The sequence below is a fragment of the Paenibacillus pedocola genome (assembly GCF_031599675.1).
GTDB lineage: Bacteria > Bacillota > Bacilli > Paenibacillales > Paenibacillaceae > Paenibacillus_AQ > Paenibacillus_AQ pedocola.
This window is the reverse complement of record NZ_CP134223.1, coordinates 6,236,956-6,256,575: the sequence shown is the minus strand read 5'-3', so window position 1 is coordinate 6,256,575 and position 19,620 is coordinate 6,236,956. Positions and strand designations below refer to the sequence as shown.

19 protein-coding genes are annotated in these 19,620 nt (G+C 49.0%); 15 read left to right on the top strand and 4 right to left on the bottom strand.

The genetic code is table 11. The features are described from left to right. The first annotated feature begins 219 nt into the window (after positions 1-219). Genes QU597_RS27745 through QU597_RS27715 form a run of 7 tightly spaced genes read left to right on the top strand, consistent with a single transcriptional unit; the run spans position 220 to position 8,758 of the window. On the top strand, positions 220-1,374 hold the full coding sequence (locus QU597_RS27745) for a glycosyl hydrolase family 8 (RefSeq protein WP_310830695.1): 1,155 nt from the start codon (positions 220-222) through the stop codon (positions 1,372-1,374). 15 nt (positions 1,375-1,389) lie between these two features. Next, on the top strand, positions 1,390-2,925 hold the full coding sequence (gene wsfD / locus QU597_RS27740) for a glycan biosynthesis hexose transferase WsfD (RefSeq protein WP_310830694.1): 1,536 nt from the start codon (positions 1,390-1,392) through the stop codon (positions 2,923-2,925). Further along, entirely contained in the window at positions 2,922-4,499 is a 1,578-nt protein-coding gene (locus QU597_RS27735; RefSeq protein WP_310830693.1) for a hypothetical protein, read from the top strand. The genes wsfD and QU597_RS27735 overlap by 4 nt, the downstream gene beginning before the upstream one ends. A 26-nt stretch (positions 4,500-4,525) precedes the next feature. Further along, positions 4,526-5,776 (top strand): glycosyltransferase family 2 protein, encoded by a 1,251-nt coding sequence (locus QU597_RS27730; RefSeq protein ID WP_310830692.1) that lies wholly within the window; start codon positions 4,526-4,528, stop codon positions 5,774-5,776. A gap of 42 nt (positions 5,777-5,818) precedes the next feature. Further along, positions 5,819-6,373: a cellulose biosynthesis cyclic di-GMP-binding regulatory protein BcsB gene (locus QU597_RS27725; protein WP_310830691.1), complete on the top strand. Its 555-nt coding sequence runs from the start codon at positions 5,819-5,821 to the stop codon at positions 6,371-6,373. A gap of 32 nt (positions 6,374-6,405) precedes the next feature. Continuing rightward, positions 6,406-7,914 (top strand): cellulose biosynthesis cyclic di-GMP-binding regulatory protein BcsB, encoded by a 1,509-nt coding sequence (locus tag QU597_RS27720; protein ID WP_310830690.1) that lies wholly within the window; start codon positions 6,406-6,408, stop codon positions 7,912-7,914. Then, positions 7,904-8,758: a diguanylate cyclase domain-containing protein gene (locus QU597_RS27715; RefSeq protein ID WP_310830689.1), complete on the top strand. Its 855-nt coding sequence runs from the start codon at positions 7,904-7,906 to the stop codon at positions 8,756-8,758. The genes QU597_RS27720 and QU597_RS27715 overlap by 11 nt, the downstream gene beginning before the upstream one ends. A 188-nt stretch (positions 8,759-8,946) precedes the next feature. On the opposite strand, the gene QU597_RS27710 is transcribed toward QU597_RS27715, so the two are convergent. The 3 genes from QU597_RS27710 to QU597_RS27700 form a co-directional block, all read right to left on the bottom strand. Continuing rightward, the gene (locus tag QU597_RS27710; RefSeq protein WP_310830688.1) at positions 8,947-9,801 is read right to left on the bottom strand and encodes a hypothetical protein; all 855 of its coding nucleotides are present in this window, start codon (positions 9,799-9,801) and stop codon (positions 8,947-8,949) included. Between the two features lie 16 nt (positions 9,802-9,817). Next, positions 9,818-10,429 (bottom strand): hypothetical protein, encoded by a 612-nt coding sequence (locus QU597_RS27705; RefSeq protein ID WP_310830687.1) that lies wholly within the window; start codon positions 10,427-10,429, stop codon positions 9,818-9,820. 87 nt (positions 10,430-10,516) lie between these two features. After that, positions 10,517-11,623, bottom strand: coding sequence for a WG repeat-containing protein (locus tag QU597_RS27700; RefSeq protein WP_310830686.1), 1,107 nt, complete (start codon positions 11,621-11,623; stop codon positions 10,517-10,519). Positions 11,624-11,939: 316 nt separating this feature from the next. On the opposite strand from QU597_RS27700, the gene QU597_RS27695 reads away from it, so the two are divergent. From QU597_RS27695 to QU597_RS27685, 3 genes are all read left to right on the top strand, one after another. Further along, entirely contained in the window at positions 11,940-12,728 is a 789-nt protein-coding gene (locus tag QU597_RS27695; RefSeq protein ID WP_310830685.1) for an SDR family oxidoreductase, read from the top strand. A 217-nt stretch (positions 12,729-12,945) separates the two neighbouring features. Continuing rightward, entirely contained in the window at positions 12,946-13,194 is a 249-nt protein-coding gene (locus QU597_RS27690; RefSeq protein ID WP_054942444.1) for a type B 50S ribosomal protein L31, read from the top strand. 446 nt (positions 13,195-13,640) lie between these two features. Then, positions 13,641-15,212 (top strand): diguanylate cyclase, encoded by a 1,572-nt coding sequence (locus QU597_RS27685; RefSeq protein WP_310830684.1) that lies wholly within the window; start codon positions 13,641-13,643, stop codon positions 15,210-15,212. A gap of 59 nt (positions 15,213-15,271) precedes the next feature. Here QU597_RS27685 and QU597_RS27680 read toward each other — a convergent pair whose 3' ends face one another. Beyond that, positions 15,272-16,309 carry a copper amine oxidase N-terminal domain-containing protein gene (locus tag QU597_RS27680; protein ID WP_310830683.1) on the bottom strand — a complete coding sequence of 346 codons (1,038 nt, stop codon included), beginning with the start codon at positions 16,307-16,309 and terminating at the stop codon, positions 15,272-15,274. Between the two features lie 110 nt (positions 16,310-16,419). Between QU597_RS27680 and QU597_RS27675 the strand changes: the two genes are divergently transcribed. The 5 genes from QU597_RS27675 to QU597_RS27655 all read left to right on the top strand — a co-directional run bounded on the left by QU597_RS27675 (position 16,420) and on the right by QU597_RS27655 (position 19,511). After that, positions 16,420-17,133, top strand: a complete 714-nt coding sequence (locus tag QU597_RS27675; RefSeq protein WP_310830682.1) for an HAD family hydrolase — start codon at positions 16,420-16,422, stop codon at positions 17,131-17,133. 92 nt (positions 17,134-17,225) lie between these two features. Next, complete coding sequence (locus QU597_RS27670; RefSeq protein ID WP_310830681.1) at positions 17,226-18,329, top strand: MBL fold metallo-hydrolase; 1,104 nt, start codon at positions 17,226-17,228, stop codon at positions 18,327-18,329. Between the two features lie 74 nt (positions 18,330-18,403). After that, positions 18,404-18,682 carry a hypothetical protein gene (locus tag QU597_RS27665; protein ID WP_206102436.1) on the top strand — a complete coding sequence of 93 codons (279 nt, stop codon included), beginning with the start codon at positions 18,404-18,406 and terminating at the stop codon, positions 18,680-18,682. Positions 18,683-18,953: 271 nt separating this feature from the next. After that, on the top strand, positions 18,954-19,154 hold the full coding sequence (locus QU597_RS27660) for a cold-shock protein (protein ID WP_036722718.1): 201 nt from the start codon (positions 18,954-18,956) through the stop codon (positions 19,152-19,154). Between the two features lie 126 nt (positions 19,155-19,280). After that, positions 19,281-19,511, top strand: coding sequence for a cold-shock protein (locus QU597_RS27655; protein ID WP_054942438.1), 231 nt, complete (start codon positions 19,281-19,283; stop codon positions 19,509-19,511). The last annotated feature ends 109 nt before the right edge of the window (positions 19,512-19,620 follow it).

The following is a 19,620-nucleotide window of genomic DNA, read 5'->3' as shown; positions in this document are numbered from 1 at the left end:
CTAATTTATTCTTCATACCAATAGAGCTGCCCAGGGTTGTTTTCGACCTGAAGGCAGCTCTTTTTGTGTTATAAGTCCGTTTTTTTACAGAAAATAGTAGTAAAAACGAATCATTTTGTTATTTTGACACAAAATAATTGGTAAAACAGTCAACTTTGTGACTAATATTACCGTAATATAATTATCGACAAAAAACGCCTTTCATAGAGGAGTGATGGTTTGGGTAGAGGACGCAGCACAGTTCTTGCTTGTCTGATGTCTCTTGCCTTCTTGGCCGCCTGCAGTAATGGGGCGCAGCCGGTACCTTCAGCAAGTGCAGTAGTCTCGCCCAGCTCATCAGCCGGACCGGGACAGCCGTCAGAAGAGCATGTAAAAGAAAAGCAGGAACTATATACTTTCATAAATACGAAACTTACCGGCCCCTTTGGGGTGTATACCAATTTACTGGATACGGATCAGTCGGCAGAAGCCGCCACCGGTCATGAGGTATTAAGCGAATCGGCTTCCCTGATGATGTTAAGTGCTGTCCGGAACGGTGATGCACAGCTTTTTGCCCGGCAATGGGCGCTCGGCAAACAGACCTTCGGCATGGAAGGCGGATTCAGCTACCGGTACAGCCCGAAGCAGCAGAAGCAGTACGCGGTTAATGCGGCGGTGGACGACCTGCGAATGATCGGTGCTTTATTTGCTGCGGGAGAGGTTTTCGGGAATCAGCAGTATACAGAGGAAGCTGAGCAATATTCCAGGAGATTCTATTCTAGTAATGTTAAAGACGGAAACATGTATGACCTATATGACAATTTATACCAACAAAATAACGGGTTTATTACTTTATGTTATATTAATCTGAGTGTGTTGCGAAAATTGTCGATTGATAGCGAATCTTTAGATATTTTGTTGGATAATATGAGCAGAATTCTTGAGCAAGGCTATCTGTCAGACTCATTTCCTTTCTATGAAACGAGATTTGATTATAAGTCCGGAGCGTACGGATCAGAACATATCAATACAGTGGAATCGCTGCTGAGCATTCTGAATTTGGCAGAGGTGGGCCGCCAGCGTCCGGAGAGCATCCGCTTCATCAAGCAGCAGGTCGAGGCAGGTACGCTGTACGGACAATATACCCGTGAAGGAAAACCGGCGAATGATATACGCTCCACGGCAATCTATGCGTTAGCAGCGATGATTGGTGCGGAGGCCGGTGATGATGCCCTCTATGAAGCAGGTATCGAGCGGATGAATGAGTTCAGAATTACAGATCCTGCAAGCCCGCTGTACGGCGGGTTTGGTGATCCGAATACTGGACAGGCGTACTCTTTTGACAATCTGATGGCTTTATTAGCCTATTCCTATCAGCCCAAAAACGAACAATAACGAAGGTGAATCCGCATGCTCTACAACACTGTGAAAACAACCCTGCGGCAGGGCGTCATGCTTGCCGGCTTCCGTGCATCCCCAGCCTTTATAGCAGCCTTCGGAGTACTGCTGATTACGGTGGCCGCCCTGTTTACGGCTCCTTATATCGGGATGGCTGATAACGGCGATTTTTTCCGCAATATTTACAGCAACGGACTCTATTTCAGCCAGCCGGATTATGACAGCCAGTATTTTGGCTATTTCGTGAAGCATTTTGGAATCTATCAATACTATAACGAGAATGGGGCGACCCTTGATTCTTCCCAGTCTCTGTTCATCAAGCTGGCTATAGCCCTGAATAAACTGCTGTTCAGCAGCACGGTGTTCGATATCCGGTTCCAGGCGGCATTCTATACGATTCTTTATGTAGCCGCTATTTATTTGCTGGTGGAAGCGATCACGTGCCGGATGACCCGGAAGCAGGGGATGATCGTGGCGGTGCTGGCGGTTTTCATTTTTGGCGATACGGGATACACCGCTTATTTCAATTCTTTTTACAGTGAGAGCCTTGTACTGATCATGATGCTGTTTATCTTTGCCGCATGGCTGCTGTTATACCGCAAACGGTACAATGATTATTTTTTGCTGGTACTGTTTGTAATCAGCGGGCTGATTCTGACGACCTCCAAACAACAGAATGCTCCTGTAGGCATTATTTTATCGGTGCTGGGGTTCTCGCTTTTGTGGGTAAGAAGAGACCGGATTTTCCGCAGCCTTACGGTGGTCTCGCTGATTCTGCTGCTGGCAGCCGGGATTGGTACTTATCTCAACATCTCCAAGGAATTCGTAAACATCAACCAGTATCATGCGATGACCCGCGGCGTACTGCAGGATTCGGCCAATCCGGAGACTTCGCTGGAATCCTTCGGGATCAATAGGCAGTATGCGATTCTAAAAAGCAATATTTACTATGAGCAATACGGGACGGTCGATGTGAATTCGCCGCTTCTGGAGAAGGACTTCTACAGCAAATACGGTTTTGTCTCCATCCTGAAATATTATGTCAAGAATCCCGACCAGCTCAGCTCAATGCTCAATGTGGCTGCCCAGAGCGCCTTTTCGATTAAGCCGGCGGCCATGGGCAATTATGAGGAAGCGGCGGGTAAGGAATTTCGGGCCCAGAGCCACTTTTTTACACTCTATAGTCTGTTGAAGGGGATTCTGGCCCCCAAAACCTTCGGGTTCATCCTGCTCTGGATGGTGCTGGTCATCGGTTTGTATATGCCTTCTTTTGTAAAAGCGTTGAAGGCACGGGATCTCAGGGGCTTGCAGCGGATGATGCTGATTGTGGCCAGCATGGCGATAGGTTTGTCCGGGATTCTGGTTTCCATCATCGGAGCGGGGGATGCGGACATTTCGAAGCATGAATTTTTGTTCACCCTGGCGTTTGATCTGGTCTCGCTTCTGGCTGTATCCGGTGTGATCGGGCGCAGAGTCTCAAGCAGCCGCGAACCGGCAGCGGACAGAGCCGGCAAAATGCCGAATGTGCAGGAGGGCGTCAGCGTATGAGCCGGCATAAGGATGCCGGGCTCACGCTGCTGGTGGCGCTGCTGCTGATTATAGCTGCATTAGTCCAGCCGGCTGTCCCGGCTCACGCTGCCGCCGAAGCGCAGTCCGCCATGCAGCAGCCCAAGGTTCTGCTGCTGTATGACAGCCTGGCAGCGGGAACCCCGCGGGAAGGCAATGTGCGGGAAGTGCAGCGCCAGCTGGCCGCGTATCATCTGCAGGTCACAGTGGCCGCGCTGGACCGCTATGAGCAGGGGATGATGACGGCGTTCCCAAACGTCATAACCGTCATCAATGCGTCTGATCTGAAGCTGTCTCAGAATAAGCCGTATATAGAAGACTTAGACCGGTATAACGGACAATATTTGCATATTGGCTATCAACCTCCGGTCAGGCTGGAGCAGGCCTTGCAGCTGTCCACCGGACTGGCGGAGGAGGAGAGCGCAACGCTTACGGCAGGGGCGTTCCGCTCTGAGGATCTTAAGCTGCTGCAGGTGCCTTATATTACTTCCAGTAAGGCAGAGCGGGAATACGGCAGCCTGTTCTTGAAGAACAGCGGCCGCAAGGTGCCGTATGCTGTTAGTTCCGGGAACTTCACATATATCCCCTACCTGGAGAAAGGCAATGCTAGTGTGCTAGCAGCAGCTGCTGTGCTGAAGGATTGGCTGGAGGCTGCTCCCGCAGCCGGACCTTATCTCGTGATTAAGGAGATTTATCCGTTCTCAGATCTGGCGCTGCTGGAAGAACTGGCCGGCCGGCTGTATGAGGCGGGCATCCCGTTCACCGCCAGTGTGCGTCCGGTATTCAGCAACACGGATTTTCCGGCCATGCAGCGGTACTTGAAGGCGCTCAAGGTGGTTCAGGCGAAGAACGGAAGCATTCTGGTGAATGCTCCGACCCTGATGCCCTCCATTAACAGCAGTGATCATACGCTCGGCGGCAAGATGAGCGGGTTCATTAATCTGCTGGCCGGGAACGGCGTAGCGCCGCTCGGCATGGGTGCGGAAGCCTTCTGGACCTACGACAAGGAATATGCTGCAGCAGGCATGGTTTTTTTTGACTCCGTGGTGCTGTTTCCGGACGAGAACGTGATCCATATGGAAGAGACCAACGTCTCCGCAAGCTTTGCCTCCTCGCTGTACAGCATAACGCCGGAGTTCCTGCAGAGCCTGAAGCATGAGGGGAAGGCCATGCCGCAGCTGCCGATGGATGCCGCTGTTACAGTGAATCTTCCGGAGGATGAGGCCGGACTTGCGTTGCTGCTGCAGACTGTGGACGACTTATGGATTACCTTTGCCGATTATAAGCAGGCTGACCATACGGTAGCTACGGATACGAACACTGTAAGCTCCGCGGACGGCGTTGTTATAGTGAACGGCAGTACGATCAATATTGACTATGTCCCGGAAATTGTAAGCAGTGATTATCAATACAAAGAAGAGCAGTTCAAAAGCTTCAAGACATTGTTCAGTGTACAAAGCAAATTTTTCATCGTAGTGATTACCGTCGCTCTTCTGCTCTTCGGGGGACTGCTCACGGTCGGCTACAGGCTGTACCGGAAGAAATATCTGAAATGAACAATTTTTAACGTTAGGAGAACAACATGACGATCTCAGACGTGCTGATGGTGATTGCGGTGATCTGTATCTGGTCGCTGCTGCTGGTGAATGTGGCCCTGATTATAGCCGGATATTTGTATTACATTCAGACGGAGAGTGAGGGTGTCCCTGAGATTAAGGGCGAGTATCCGTTCGTGACCATCATGGTTCCCGCGCACAATGAGGGTGTGGTCATCAGCAAAACCGTAGAATCCCTGCTGGCGCTTGATTACCCGCATGACCGTTATGAGATCATCGTCATTAATGATAACTCTTCGGATAACAGTGCCCAGCTGCTGGGAAATATACAGGAGCGGAATCCGCAGCGCAATCTGCTGGTCATCAACACCGATTCTGTCACTGGCGGCAAAGGAAAGTCTAATGCGCTCAACATCGGATTTGCCCGCAGCAGAGGCGAGCTGATTGCAATTTATGATGCCGATAATACGCCGGAGCGGACGGCACTGAAATATCTGGTTGCTGAGATTGTGTCAGATTCAAGCCTCGGCGCCGTTATCGGCAAGTTCAGAACCCGCAATCGTGATGCCAGTCTGCTCACACGGTTTATTAATATAGAGACACTCTCGTTTCAATGGATGGCGCAGGCGGGGCGGTGGAAGCTGTTCAAGCTGTGTACGATTCCCGGCACGAACTTTATTATGCGCAGGTCGATTGTCGAAGCCATCGGCGGCTGGGACGTCAAAGCGATTGCCGAGGATACCGAAATCAGCTTCCGGATCTATATGATGGGCTACCGGATCAAGTTCCAGCCGAAGTCGGTCACCTGGGAGCAGGAGCCGCAGACCGTGAAGGTCTGGTTCAAGCAGCGGACCCGCTGGGCGAAGGGGAATGTCTATGTCATTGTAAAAAACCTGCCGCTGCTGTTCGACCGGACGGCGTCCAAAATCCGGTTTGATATTCTTTATTATGTGTCGATCTACTTCCTGCTGCTGATCTCGCTGATCACCTCCGACCTGCTGCTTGTGCTGCATGCGATGGGGTATGTTCATACGACGATTGCCGGACTAAGCAGTTTTCTATGGCTGCTGGCCATTGTGCTGTTCGTGGTGGGAATCTTCGTCACGCTTACCACAGAGAAGGGCGAGATGAGCCTATCGAACTTTTGGATTATTCTGCTTATGTATGTCTCGTACTGCCAGCTGTGGATGGTTGTCGCCGCCTATGGAATGTATCACTATCTCAAGGATGTCATTTTCAAACGGGAAGCAAAATGGTATAAAACCGAGCGCTATTAAAGGCCGGAGGAAGAGAAATAAGACATACAGGAGATACAGAAGATGATAAAAAAACAGTTGATGATATGGGCGCTCTGCCTCTCCCTTGTCCTGATTCAGCTTCCGGCAGCCTCTGCCGCCCCTGCACTTCCCGGAGCTGACAAACTGACGTATGAGACCTCCTTTACAGGCGGCGATACTTCGCTCTCGGGCGGAGAGGCGCAGCAGCAGTATTTTACGGTGATGAATTACTGGAATGTAGATACTGTGAAGATCAATCTGCACTTCCAAATTTCGCAGATTACGAAGGACCAGCAGTCAAGTGTAACCCTGTCGCTGAACGGCATTCCCTTCTACTCGTTCCGTCCTACTCTGGACAAAAACGGGGAGCAGATGTTGAGCATTCCTGCGCCTAAGGGTTTTCTGAAAAAAGACAGCAACACGCTCACCCTGCAGGGTGATCTCAAGACGGCCGGGGACGATAATCAGGTGTGTTATGTGGACAACTCGCCCGATAACTGGCTGCACTTTTTCAATACTTCGGGCATTGCTGTGACCTATACTTCCAAAGCACTGACCGGGGCATCCGTGATTTCAGCGAACGGTTCTCCGGAATAGATACCGTAAAGAGCAATAAGAGTCTGATGACGGTGCCGGAGAATGCGAGCAGTGCTGAGCTGGAATCAGCCACCTATGCCCTGTCGGGATTCGCCAAAGGGAATGCCCTGACGGATCAGACGATCGGAATGCTGCCTTACCGGGAGGATTCCGTGAAAGACAAGAATGCGGTGGTGCTGGTCGCCATGTACGACCATGTACCGGGTGAACTGAAGCAGCTGCTCAGCGGGACGGAGGATCTGGCGACACATGCGCTGATCCAGCTGGTGAACAAGGATACCCGGCCTACGCTGGTAGTAACCTCGAAGGACGAGAGTCTGCTCATCAAGGCTGGGAGAATGGCTGCAAGCACCGGACTGATGAGTCAGATGAATAGTGATTTGAAGGTGATTGATGATGCCACAGAGGTGAACGAACCGGCCTATGTCATCAGTTCGGATGTGACGCTCACGGAGACCGGAGATAAGTTATCCGGGCCGAACCACCGGGAGCAGACGTATTTTGTCTCTTTGCCGTCCAACCGTTCGATTGCCGATTCCGGGAAAATCAGTCTCGATTTCCGCTATGCGGAGAATCTGGATTTTGCCCGCTCACTTGTTACGGTAAGCATCAATGATACGCCGATCGGCAGCAAGAAGCTGACGAAGGAGCTGGCGAATGGCGACACGCTGACCTTGACGGTGCCGCAGAACCTGGGGATTTCGGGGAACTTCTCGGTGAAGGTAGCCTTTGATCTGGAAATGCAGAGCGCAGTCTGCACGCCGAATACAGAGCAGATGCCCTGGGCGTATATCGGCAAGGAATCGCTGCTGCATCTGAATACTAAGGACCGTACGGATCTGCTGTTTAACAATTACCCGTACCCGTTCCTGCGTGACGGAATTTATAACCATATAGCCGTAGTTCTGCCGCAGGAGATGGATGACTATACTTATCAGAGCCTGGCGAATGTCTTTAATCTGCTGGGGCAATATACGAGCGGGAATACCGGAGATATTCATTATTACACGGATGAGGTCAGTGCGGACAATCTGAAGAACAACAATATTCTGGCCATCGGCTCCTATAAGAACAACAAGGTCATCCGGGACAACAACGACAAGCTGTATTTCAGGTACAGCAAGGATGGAGCAACGCTGGTTTCCAATGAGAAAATGAGTATTGAAGAGCAGTACGGTGCAGAGATTGGAACTTTGCAGCTGGTGGATTCCCCCTACGAAAGCGGCCGCGGGCTTATGGCGGTCACAGCGGTGAACTCGGGGGATTATTACCTGGCTTCCAAACTGATCGCCAGCGAAAAGGACAAGTGGAAGGTCTATGGTGACGGTGTGGTGGCGGACAAGGACGGAAACGTCAGCGCGTACCGGTTCAAGACGGTTACGGGGGCAGAGCCTGACTCTGCAATATCGCAAATCGTGGAACGCAGTGATGTGCTTGGTTTCGTCATTGCCGTGGTGCTTGTGGTTGCCCTGGTTATTGTAGCGCTGCTTCTGCTGCTCCGCAAACATATGAAGAAACGTGGTGATAGACATGAGACGTAACCGCAGCAGTCTGGTCTCCGATCTGGGGTTCCTTGGCTTTCTTGTGCTGGTGTTCATCTGTATTGTGTTTATCGCCGGCTCGGGCAATGACTATATCCAGAATATTATCATTCTGAATATCGCGTTTATTCTGGCGCTCGTAACCTATTTCACCACGGTGACTGCCGGCCTGGCGCTGAATCTCGCCTTTATCTTCGGTTATGGCTTCTTCATCGTGTACCAGACCGTGTCGCGGGGAGAGACGATCGGGATCAGCACGTATTTCTGGCTGATCATGGTTCCGCTGATTACGGTGGTGCTGTGGATCTTCACCTCCAGCTCCAGGGAGCTGGAGGCCGAGAATGAACGGCTGAAGAAGACGACGGCCAATCTCGCTACCGTTGATGAGAACACCGACCTGCGGAACAGCATTGCTTTTCAGAAGGATGCCAGCCTGTTTACGGGGATTTCCAGCCGCTACGGGATTCCGCTCACGCTGCTTGTCGTCAAGGTGAAGTATTGGAGCGAAATCCGCCGGCTGATTCCAGAGGATCAGCTGTCGGAGGCGATCTATGACGTCTCCCAGCTCAGCCAGTCCAGCATCCGCACCAATGATGCGCTATACTTGCTGGATAAGGAAGAGGCTACCTGGGGGCTGCTGCTCTTTACCGACCGTGATGGAGCCAAAATCGTGATTGAACGTATTAAATTCAAGCTTCAGGAATTGAATGAGAATGAATTTTCCGGCAAATACAAGGTGAACCTGGGGCTTAAGATCGGAGCTGTGCAGTATGAGGCCGAGACAATCGAGAATCCGCTGGATTTCATTGTGCAGGCTAAAAAACAGCTGGAGTACGATGTGTAAGCTGTTAGATATCCATGAAATTACTGTCTGTATCCGTATATATGGCGATGAGCACGCTGGCCGGCTCGTCGCCTATATTTTTGACCTTATGCAGGACATAGGCATTCCAGTTAAACGAATCTCCCTCATGAAAAATCCCCGAATCCTTGCCTTGCTCTGCGTAGCCTTAATTAAGCCTTCCTTAGTTTTTAGAAACGGGTGGGAATTAAGCCATCATATTTTGATAATTCACTTTTTGTTATGTTTGTTATAGCCTTAACCTGATTTGCTCCTATTGTGTAACGATATAACCTATATTGATCTGATGGATACTCACTAATAAAGTCTATCCCATCATTGTCCTTATCCCATAAAATGAAGGGGGTTTCGATATAATGTTCTTTCTGGGGTAATTTAATCAGCTTTTTGTTGTCAAAATCGTAAACAGCTAAAGAGGATGAACCTAAATAACCGTATGAAAGTGCGAGTTTATTGTCTTTGGGAGACCAATTAAAAGTATAAATCGATTCATAATTTTCCCCTTTATCAATGTTATTGTTCATATAACTGGATTGTCCGTTGGTTAGATCGAGTACCACTAACTGGTGCCCTATATTAGTTGCTAATACATTAATGGCTAAATATTTATGATTTGCAGATAAAGCTACAGAAACGACATTGCTAATATTATGCAGTACATATTCCGGAATGTTTACATCATATGAATTGCCAGCGTTTTTTACTTGTAGTGATGTAATTGAATCTGAAGTTTTTGTCGCAATAAGAGTGACATCGGCCCCTTTCCAAACAACCTCTCTTTGGTTTATCTCTTCTGTCTTCCCCTGCTCTGGAACATAATAACGTGACAACTCATAATTTTCATTCGTATAACTGTCATCTGCCGGTGTCACATTCACACTACTTTCAGGGGTACTGCCCGGTTCAACACTCTGTTCGCTTTGTGTAGCATTTTCGCTTTTGGGCTTGTCATCTGATTTATTCCCGCATCCAATAAGTAAGGATATAGCCATGGCAATTATAATAACTCCTGATACCATTCTCATCAGAAAGGCCTCCTTATTATGGATTCATTATTGTGCATTCCGAATCATCAATATTTTTTACGGTTTTCAAAATCCAGGGAATATCCGCAGACATTTTAAGATAATCATCTTCTGTTTCATCTGAATATTCAACGCCTGTTGGAGTGGCTAAAACATAAGAATATTTATCTGTAGTGAATACAAGACTTCTCATGCCACCACCCCCCAGAAGCACTTGCTCATTTGTCATGTTACCAGGATAACGAATGATCACAAATAATTCCCCTTGTGCTCTAGTTTTCAAATTAGAATCTGTATGCAAGAACGCTACATAATTATCTATTTCTTCAATAGAATATTTATTTTCCCAACTCGATGGTAATTCTAAAGAAAATCCTAAATTTTTATTTGTATAAGTCAAATAAGCAGCAGACGAATCAACTTGAGTTTGATCTGGTGAAGTTGTCACTGGGGTTGCGTCTGGGGAACTTTTTAATGATGTTGGGGCTATTGAAACGGTAGGGGAAGCTTTGCTGGTAACTACGGGCGAATTCGATTCCTTCGTGGAAGCCGGAGTAGAATTTGTACATCCAGAAAACACAATAATAGTAAAAGCAAAAAGGTAAATTTTAAGCTGAGATTTTTGCATATAATCCTCCTTGGCGCTTTAGCAAATGAAATGGCAGATGCTTTTATGGTAATGACACTCCAGGCCGGTAGTTCTAATTCTAATAATTTATTTGGAAAGTGTGCGCTTTGTCAGAATAACCCCCTTACCTTGAGCAATCAATCCTACAGCATACCCATTATCAAAAGATGAAGAAGATTGTACTGTGAATTCAAATTTGGTAAGCATTTTTCCTTGGCGATCCATGTAACCATATTTACCTTGAATATCCGTTTTATCTTTAATCCCTACTAAAGCAATCCCTTCTTTAAAGGGAAATGCTCTAACATACTTCCGATAACCAATAACTAATTTTCCCTTTTTGTTGATATATCCAATTTCTCCTTGATCATTATAAACAATGGCTAAGCCCTCACTAAAATTACTAACGGTATCATATTTAAAAGCAAGAATAGTCTTCCCTTTTTTATCAATGAATCCCCATTTCCCTTTACTGTTTTGCACACCCGCCAATCCTTCGGAAAAGTCCGTCCCTGATTTGTAATTAAAAGGAATAACTGATTTACCTTTTGAATCGATATACCCATACATCCCTTTCTTATTTCGAACTAACGCCAGTTCTTCGGAAAAGCTTCGGGCATATGTGTATTCATAAGGGATAGCCAATTCACCTGATGTATTAATAAACCCCATTTCCCCTGTTTTTGGAGCATACGCCACTGCTAGGCCATTAACGAATGAATATTCAGATCCATACGGTGTTGTAAACCTGCTGACTACTTTCCCTGTCCTGTCAATTAGCATATTTTCCTTTAAATTAGATACGTAGGCCACCCCCTCAGAAAAATATCCGCCGCCCGTATATACACAGGGGATAGCTAACACACCCTTTGTATTAATGAAGCCAATGAGCTTCGTTTTTGTGTTAACTACCATTGCGCGTTGATCGTGAAAATCGCTTACGGGTTTAATCTCAGAGGGAAGAGTAAATGCCTCCTTTCCTTGGGTGTTATAATACGTAATCGTCCCATCCGATTTATAGGCTAATAACAAGCCATTGTGGAAGTTGCCATCACTTTGAGGAACATAAACAGCATAGTCTATAGCTGTTTCAGAGATATCGATTTGAGTTATAATTGAAGATGCAAAACTTATTCCCGAATTTGTTGCTATAGTGCATAGAAGTAATAAAGCGAATCCTAATTTTTTCAGCATGTTCATACTCCTTTATAAAACTTATTTTTTGGTATTCCCATTTTTCACATATGTAACACCATAGCTAATACCTCCAATCTCACTATATCTATAAGGAATTACTAGTTGCCCTATCGTAATAATTTCCGAATTTTCATCCCACCATCTCGAATTTAAATTATTTTTCCATATATATAGACGAAGGTGTTCCGAATTAGTTTCTAAATAATACCAAATACACTATTTACTTTAATTGGTTTGATCCTTAAGATGCGGAACAGGATATCATGATTATTGGCAGCAGGCGGGGCACCTTGAACAAGGAGGCGTAAAGAGGATGGATTTAGGTCTTGCTGGCAAATCGGTATTTGTGGCGGCAGCGAGCAAGGGGCTGGGCCTGGCTACAGCAATGGAATTTGCGCGTGAAGGAGCGAAGGTGACGATTGCCAGCCGCAGTCTGCCGCAGCTTGAAGCAGCTGCACAGCAGATTGAGGCAGCAACCGGCGGGCAGGTTGCCCTGGTGGAGATGGATGTGACAGACCCGGAAGCCGTCCGGGAGTCCATTCAGGCGGCAGCGGAATGGGCAGGCGGCATTGACGTGCTGGTAACCAATGCTGGCGGCCCTTCCGGCGGCGGCTTTGCCGATATGGCCGACAGCGACTGGAGCGGCGGCTTTGAACTGACGCTGATGAGCACCGTACGTCTGATTCGAGAGGCGTTGCCCTATTTGCGTGCAGCCGGGAGCGCCCGGATCGTAAGCATCAGCTCCGCTTCTATTAAACAGCCGATCCCGGGGCTGATTCTCTCCAATGTATTCCGTGCCGGTGTCCAGGCACTGAACAAGAGCCTGGCTGCAGAGCTGGCTCCTGACGGGATTCTGATTAATACGCTGGCCCCCGGACGGATCAGCACAGACCGGATCCAACAGCTGGACAGCAAGCGGGCGGAGACTCAGGGCCTTACGCTTGAAGATATCCAGCAGGCGGCGCTGAGCCAGATCCCGCTGGGGCGGACAGGTACACCTGAAGAATTCGGGAAGGCAGCGGTATTCCTTGGCTCCTTCGCCAATACTTACATTACAGGCCAATCGCTGCTGATAGACGGAGGTACGGTGAAGTCGTTGTAATGGAGCACCGGTATAGGAGCAGATCTATTGGTAAAGAATATACACATTCCCTGAAACCGGGCTTAGGTTGACTCCCGGGAGGAGAGCGCGTATGATGAAGAGGTGTGGAAAATCGTAAGATTTACGCATTTCCCTTCGTCTAAAGCTTAGTTATCAATAGACCTAGAGATGGCTTCATATGAATATAGACAATGTTTTCGGGAAGGAGGTTATCACTATGAAAGAAGGAATACACCCAAGAGTTAACCAGGTCATTTTCCTGGATGCCAGCGTGGGCTTCAAGTTCTTGAGCTCATCTACTAAGTCATCCGGCGAAACAATGGAATGGGAAGACGGCAACACGTATCCGGTGATCCGTGTGGACGCAAGCTCCGCATCGCACCCTTTCTATACAGGCAAACAGAGAGATGCAGAAACTGGCGGCCGTGTGGACAAGTTCAAACAACGGTTGGCCCAGAAGAAATAAGGGATCCAGTCAGCAGAAAAGGGATACTTGCGCAGTCATGTGATGACGGTGCAGTATCCTTTTTTTGTTTAAGCGATAGATTTTGCGGGTAATAATAAGCAGGTGGGAAGTGGAAATTATCAATTAACGGATGGAACGGCATGTAATGTGTATTCCGAAAGGTAGTTGATTCACCCATGTACTATCTGAAATGGAAACGGAACCGAGGGTGGCGACGGTTGTTTTCAGGAAAAGCCCCCTAGCAATTGGAAACTGGCATAACTAAATAAACACTTCTCACCTTTTTGAAGACTCTACAGGCTGCCTGTAGGGTCTTCGTGTGTATCTGGCATAGGATAGACAATTTCTGCTTCCAAAATAGGACACATTTGTTCTGGATGGTTCAATTGTGCAAAATAGTAGGATATAATAAGGCAGAGCTATTACAAAAATAGGAGAAATATGACATGCCGTGGATGCAGGGTTATCCCTATTATTTAATTATGGGCAGTGTTCTAAGTCTCTACATGGGCGTCAACTCTTATAAGCATCATAACACACCAGGAAGACGCTATTTATGGATCTTAATGCTGCTGGTCAGCGTAATATTTGCGGCTACGGCCGGAGAGATCCTCTCTGCTTCCTTTCAGGCCAAGCTGTGGTTTAGAAACATTCAGCAGGTCCCGCTGCTGCTCAGCACTATATTTACTTATGCTGTTATCAAAGATTACATATCGCGTTCTTCGGCGGGGCTGAACAGGCGGCTTGCAGTGATTAGCATTCCGGTAGTTTTGGATATACTGCTGATCTTTACAGACTCTTACCATCATCTGATGCGTAGCAGCGTGGGCATGAATACAGTGGCGGGCGTGAGCGGAATCGTAGTGCACCCGACCGTGCTGAACATGGCCTTGATTGCCTATGACCAGCTTTTTGGCGTGTACGCTGTTTTTCTGCTTGCGGTTTCCCTGCAGAGCTCATCGAAATATTATTTCAAATGGAACGTGCTGCTGCTGGCCAGCCTCTTCATTCCAGTCGCCTCTATCTTTTTACTTCCGCTGCTCAAAATTACCATTGTCGGATTTACCGCATTTACCTATTTGCCGCCTGTACTCATAGCCTATTTCTCTTTGTTCAGGGATCCCGAGCTCTCCTTATACCCCCGGGCGAAGAAGCAAATTGTCGAGAAAATGAAGGATGGCATCGTGCTGACAGACCGCTACAATAATATTATTGATGTGAACGAAGCGGGGGAGCTTATGCTCTCGGCCTTGGCAGAGCGGCAGGTCAGCTCATGGGTGGGTAAAAATATCTTCATGCTGCTGGAGCAGTACGGGGAAGTGGCGGTGTATTACTACCAGCAGATTGAAGGGCAGTTCGAAATTGAGGTTCCCGGCACGCCCGACGTCTGTTACGGGCTGTCTCTGATTGCCACCGAGAACAATTACGGGCAGGCTGTAGGCATGCTCATCGTGATCCGTGATCTCAGTGAGAAAAAGCGGTATGAGCGCGAGCTGCTGTACCAGGCGACTGTAGATGATCTCACGGGCCTCTACAACCGGAGGCACTTCATGCGTCTGGTGCAGAACTATGCCATGCAGGACGGGTCAGGAAAGGCGCTGCTGCTGTTTGACATTGATGATTTCAAGTTAATAAATGATACATACGGTCATATGGCCGGAGACCAGGCACTGGTGGATTTCTCCAAAAAGGTACTTAAGCTATACGGAAATAACGGAATCGCCGGCAGGATTGGAGGCGAGGAGTTCGCTGTATGCTTCTTTGCAGACAGCGAAGAGGCCGCGCTCAGGGAAGCGGAGACCTTTCGTGCCGAGGTGCAGAAACATATCGTCAGTCTGGACGGCGGACTTCATATCAGGCTTACGGTCAGCATCGGCATTGCGTTCACGGAGCGCTGTGATGCAACCTTTGAGGATTTTTACCGTGAGGCCGACGAGGCCCTGTATATATCCAAGACCGCCGGCAAAAACAGGGTTACGCTGGGACGGCGGCCGGTTCTGATGCAGGTCCGCAAATAAAAAACGAACCCGGCTGTCCACATCCCTGCGGTGTGGAAAGAGGTTCGTTTTTTTGTATATTAGGGCTGCGGGGTTACAACAACCACTTTCCAGGCTGTTCCGATTGCCGGCAGGCTCTTGGTCAGCATCGGGCCATAGAAGCCGATCACCTTAGCACCCTGTACGATAGCTGCGGCGTCCACTGCCTCTCCGGTTTCCTTAACCAGCGCAGTATCGGCGGATAAGCGGAGTACAATCTCGCTTTGTGACGTTTCGCTAAGACCGGTACCCTTAATGCGGATCATGCGGGTGCCGTCTTCGGAGGTGGTTACACTCTCGATAGTCCCTTCCGTACCGAGCAGCATGGCTGGTTTCTCAGTGTCCTTCACCGTTATCTGATAAACTGGTGTCTGCGGCGGAAGGCTTCTAGTTGAGAACATGGCATGTTCTGCTTCAACGGTCATGCCGATTTGCAGGTCAGCCAGTGTCAGCTTGGTACCGTCAGCCATCTGGAAGAGGGTATCTTCGCCTACATTTAGTACAATGCCGGAGGTGCCGGTACCTTTAATCTGCACGGATGGATATTTCCCGTCAGTGTTGATGGCGGTGATTACGCCGCTCTCCTTCATATGTTCTGCGGCCGGGGCAATCACGATTTGCTGTCCCTCCACGGAAATGGTCTGGCGCAGCACCTTGCTTACAAAGGAAGCCGGCACATACAGCTTGTTCTCCTTTGTCAGCGGGGCTGTGCTGAGTGTAGTGTTCATTTTGTTGACGGTATAACGGTTCTCACCGCTCTTAACCGTTGTAAAGATATTCCCTTTGTTCAAATCAACGGCTTTGGTAGCTGTATTCCAGGTGACGGTGAAGCCCAGGGCCTCTGAGACGATGCGCAGCGGAATCAGAGGCTCTTTGGCACCAGAAGGCTGGAAGCCCTTCCCGGAAATGGCCGAGCCGTTCAGCTCAATAGTGAATGTCTTAGCGGCAGTACTGCTGGCTGCCTGCGGCGCTGTGCCCGCATTCAATGAAGTGACCATAGGAGCGGCGGAAACAGCTCCGGTAGAAAGGGCCAGGGATAAGGTTAGGAGGACTGCGCTTGTTTTCAGGGATGGTCTCATGTGTGTAAGCTCCTTTAGGTGAGTTTGTCTGGTGTGTGTCGTTTACTAAACGCTGGTGGACTCAATTTTGTTGCATACTTTTTATATCAGGTAAGGAGGGATTGGCAAAAATGTATGATACGTATATCTTCGATTTGTACGGTACGCTGATCGATATTGAGACGGATGAAGAGCAGGCTGAGGTGTGGGAACGTCTGTCGCTGCATTTCAGTTATCATGGTCTGAATATTACAGGGGTGGAGCTGCAGAAGCGGTTCCTCGCCGAACGGGACCGGCAGCTGGAGGCTGCTGCTCGCCACTGTCAGTTTCCTGATTTCGTAATGGAAGAGGTGTTCCGGGAAGTGGCCCGTGATCTGGGCGGTGAACCCGGACAGGCCTGGCTCCATGAAACCGTTAGGTGGCTGCGGACCTTATCCATGATTCATATTTCCCTGTATGACGGTGTGGCCGAGATACTCGGCCGGTTAAGAAGCGGCGGCAAAAAGGTCTTCCTGCTCTCCAACGGCCAGAAGACCTTCATTGAGGCAGAGCTGACCATGCTGGGCATCCTGCATTTATTTGACGGGATCGCCATTTCCTCGGAGGCCGGTGTGAGCAAGCCCGATCCGTTGTTCTACCGCTATTTGACGGAGACTTACGGCGCTGATCTGAGTTCGGCGATTATGATCGGCAACGATCCGCGCACAGACATCGCCGGGGCAAATGCAGTCGGAATTGCTTCCTGCTATATTCAGACAGCCTCGTCGCCCCGGGGTGTTCCGGTCAACAGCACGGTACAGATCTGGGATGGGGACTTGCGGCAAATCCCCGGCTGGAACCTTTAGTCGTAGGGGACAGGCAGAAAGTTTGCCCGGCCCTGTACAGCGCCTTATAATATGTCCATGATCTTAATTTGGCAGGAGAGAAGGACGACTGTATGACCTTTATTCTTATCGCGGCGGCGATCCTGGCGCTGATTGCCGCTGTTTACTTCGTAATGACCTTATACCCCGCATTTGGCGCACGGGCCTCCAAGGCAGAGCGGGCGGCGATCAGCCGCTCACCTCAATACCGGCAGGGCAAATTCGTTTATCCCTTTCCGGTGGCTGGAATAGAGAACCCCCGGGGAGGCGGCCTTTCGATCCTGAAGGATTTTGTCAAAGGCAATCCGAACTCCAGGCCTAAGACACCGCTGCTGCCCCAGCCGGTGCTTACCGGCTCTATTCAGCAGAACAGGGAAACTAAGGCGACCTGGTTCGGACATTCGGCGGTATTGCTGGAAATCGAAGGAGTCACCCTGTTTCTGGATCCGATGCTGGGGCGTACGCCTTCCCCCTTTCCAGCCATTGGAGGCAAGCGCTATAGCAGGCAGCTGCCGATAGAGCTGGCTGATCTTCCGCCTATTGATGCCGTGCTGCTCTCTCATGATCATTATGACCATCTCGATTATGGAACGATCAGACAGCTGCAGCAAAAAGCCTCCATGTTCATCGTGCCGCTCGGTGTCGGCGCCCACTTGAAGCGGTGGGGCATCAGCGGGGAGCGTATCCGTGAGTTTGACTGGTGGGATGAAATCACCTTTGCCGGTCTGACGCTCACAAGCGCACCCGCGCGGCATTTCTCGGGACGCAGCCTGCTGGACCGCAACACCACGCTGTGGTGCTCCTGGATCATCCAGGGAGAGAATGCCAAGATCTTCTTCAGCGGGGATAGCGGCTACGGGCCGCATTTTGCAGAAATCGGGCGGAAATATGGGCCGTTTGATCTGACGCTGATGGAATGCGGGCAGTATGATCTGCGCTGGTCCGATATTCATATGATGCCGGAACAGACGGTACAGGCCCAGATTGATCTGCAGGGCAAGCTGATGATTCCGATTCATTGGGGGGCCTTTACATTAGCCATGCATGACTGGACTGATCCTGTGGAGCGGGTGCTGCGGGCGGCGAAAGAGCATGGCCTGCGGCTGGCTACGCCAAGAATCGGCGAGCCGGTCCATGTGGGTGCCGAGACGTATCCATCGTCTCCGTGGTGGAGATGATGAAGGAAGAGTGGTGCAGGCCGGACCTATGCTACAATAGTTGTGCAATAACGGGAGAGGAGTGAATAACAATTATGAGCGATAAAGTAAACGAGCAGGAGCTGCTGGCCGTATTGGCTGCAAAGACTAAGGTAGATCCCGAGCTGATTAAGCGGGTCCTGAAGCATGAGCAGACCTTCATCAACAATGCCAAAGCGGACAGCAAAGGCGAAGTTGATATTGATAATGATGATCTGGTTGATTATGTGACAGGCCAGCGTGATGTGAAGCTGGACGAGCTGACAGTGGAAACCATTCTCGATGCGGAAATGGATTATCTGATGGATAAGGGACTGGCCGGATATATTGATTAAGGCTTGCTGCTAAGCGGTTTATGATCTATAAGGGAGCATAAACCGCTCCAGTCTATCTGAGTTCCCTGAAATTAATTTCTTAAATTCTTTGCTTTCGGTCATTTAGTGTGCTACAATGAAATTAATCATAAATTTAACCCTTAATTCACATATTGTAAAAGGTTATCATTTGTGCGTATGAATCCTTTTCCAATGTGTGAATTTTTATTTGTTCGTACAATACGTAGGAATAAAAGGACATGTGTTAAATAATCTATTGGAGGTAATACAAATGCAAACAGGTACAGTTAAATGGTTTAATGCAGACAAAGGTTTCGGTTTTATCGAGGTTGAAGGTGGAAGCGACGTATTCGTACACTTCTCCGCAATCACTGGCGAAGGCTTCAAGTCTTTGGACGAAGGCCAACGCGTTGAGTTCAACGTAACTCAAGGCGCTCGTGGACCACAAGCCGAAAACGTTGTAAAACTGTAGTATGAAAACTAAGCTGCCCTTAACATCAGTTGAGGGCAGCTTTTTTTATGTAGAGAGAGCCGCCTGTCCTAAGTTCCTGTAGAGGTTATACCAATCGTCAGATTTGAACTAGAGGGAGGGGTACTTATGTATTTTCGTAAAAAAGCACTGGAGGATCTTCCGCAAGAGGATACTGCCATTTGGTCCTGCACCAAAGAGGGCTGCACCGGATGGATGCGTGACAATTTCGCGTTTCAATATGTACCTACCTGCTGGCAGTGCAATTCGCCGATGACCCGAAGCATGAAGATCCTGCCCATGCTCGTGAACACGAATCATGAGATGAAGGAAATGAAAAAAGGGATTTCGATCCGATAAGCAGCTTGAAGCAGACCCGCCGGTTCCCTCTGAGGAACGGGCTTTTTGCTGTGCTGGCAGACAAATTTCCTTGACAATCAGGCGGACTTCTGGAAAATAGAGTTGGAAA

What these genes read in the sequence shown, in the direction of transcription:
- QU597_RS27655 (WP_054942438.1), top strand. Translation starts at nt 19,281, where the DNA reads ATGTATTTTCGTAAAAAAGCACTGGAGGATCTTCCGCAAGAGGATACT.
- QU597_RS27695 (WP_310830685.1), top strand. Translation starts at nt 11,940, where the DNA reads ATGGATTTAGGTCTTGCTGGCAAATCGGTATTTGTGGCGGCAGCGAGC.
- QU597_RS27680 (WP_310830683.1), bottom strand. Translation starts at nt 16,309, where the DNA reads ATGAGACCATCCCTGAAAACAAGCGCAGTCCTCCTAACCTTATCCCTG.
- QU597_RS27660 (WP_036722718.1), top strand. Translation starts at nt 18,954, where the DNA reads ATGCAAACAGGTACAGTTAAATGGTTTAATGCAGACAAAGGTTTCGGT.
- QU597_RS27690 (WP_054942444.1), top strand. Translation starts at nt 12,946, where the DNA reads ATGAAAGAAGGAATACACCCAAGAGTTAACCAGGTCATTTTCCTGGAT.
- QU597_RS27675 (WP_310830682.1), top strand. Translation starts at nt 16,420, where the DNA reads ATGTATGATACGTATATCTTCGATTTGTACGGTACGCTGATCGATATT.
- QU597_RS27700 (WP_310830686.1), bottom strand. Translation starts at nt 11,623, where the DNA reads ATGCTGAAAAAATTAGGATTCGCTTTATTACTTCTATGCACTATAGCA.
- QU597_RS27705 (WP_310830687.1), bottom strand. Translation starts at nt 10,429, where the DNA reads ATGCAAAAATCTCAGCTTAAAATTTACCTTTTTGCTTTTACTATTATT.
- QU597_RS27685 (WP_310830684.1), top strand. Translation starts at nt 13,641, where the DNA reads ATGCCGTGGATGCAGGGTTATCCCTATTATTTAATTATGGGCAGTGTT.
- wsfD (WP_310830694.1), top strand. Translation starts at nt 1,390, where the DNA reads ATGCTCTACAACACTGTGAAAACAACCCTGCGGCAGGGCGTCATGCTT.
- QU597_RS27725 (WP_310830691.1), top strand. Translation starts at nt 5,819, where the DNA reads ATGATAAAAAAACAGTTGATGATATGGGCGCTCTGCCTCTCCCTTGTC.
- QU597_RS27710 (WP_310830688.1), bottom strand. Translation starts at nt 9,801, where the DNA reads ATGAGAATGGTATCAGGAGTTATTATAATTGCCATGGCTATATCCTTA.
- QU597_RS27670 (WP_310830681.1), top strand. Translation starts at nt 17,226, where the DNA reads ATGACCTTTATTCTTATCGCGGCGGCGATCCTGGCGCTGATTGCCGCT.
- QU597_RS27730 (WP_310830692.1), top strand. Translation starts at nt 4,526, where the DNA reads ATGACGATCTCAGACGTGCTGATGGTGATTGCGGTGATCTGTATCTGG.
- QU597_RS27715 (WP_310830689.1), top strand. Translation starts at nt 7,904, where the DNA reads ATGAGACGTAACCGCAGCAGTCTGGTCTCCGATCTGGGGTTCCTTGGC.
- QU597_RS27665 (WP_206102436.1), top strand. Translation starts at nt 18,404, where the DNA reads ATGAGCGATAAAGTAAACGAGCAGGAGCTGCTGGCCGTATTGGCTGCA.
- QU597_RS27735 (WP_310830693.1), top strand. Translation starts at nt 2,922, where the DNA reads ATGAGCCGGCATAAGGATGCCGGGCTCACGCTGCTGGTGGCGCTGCTG.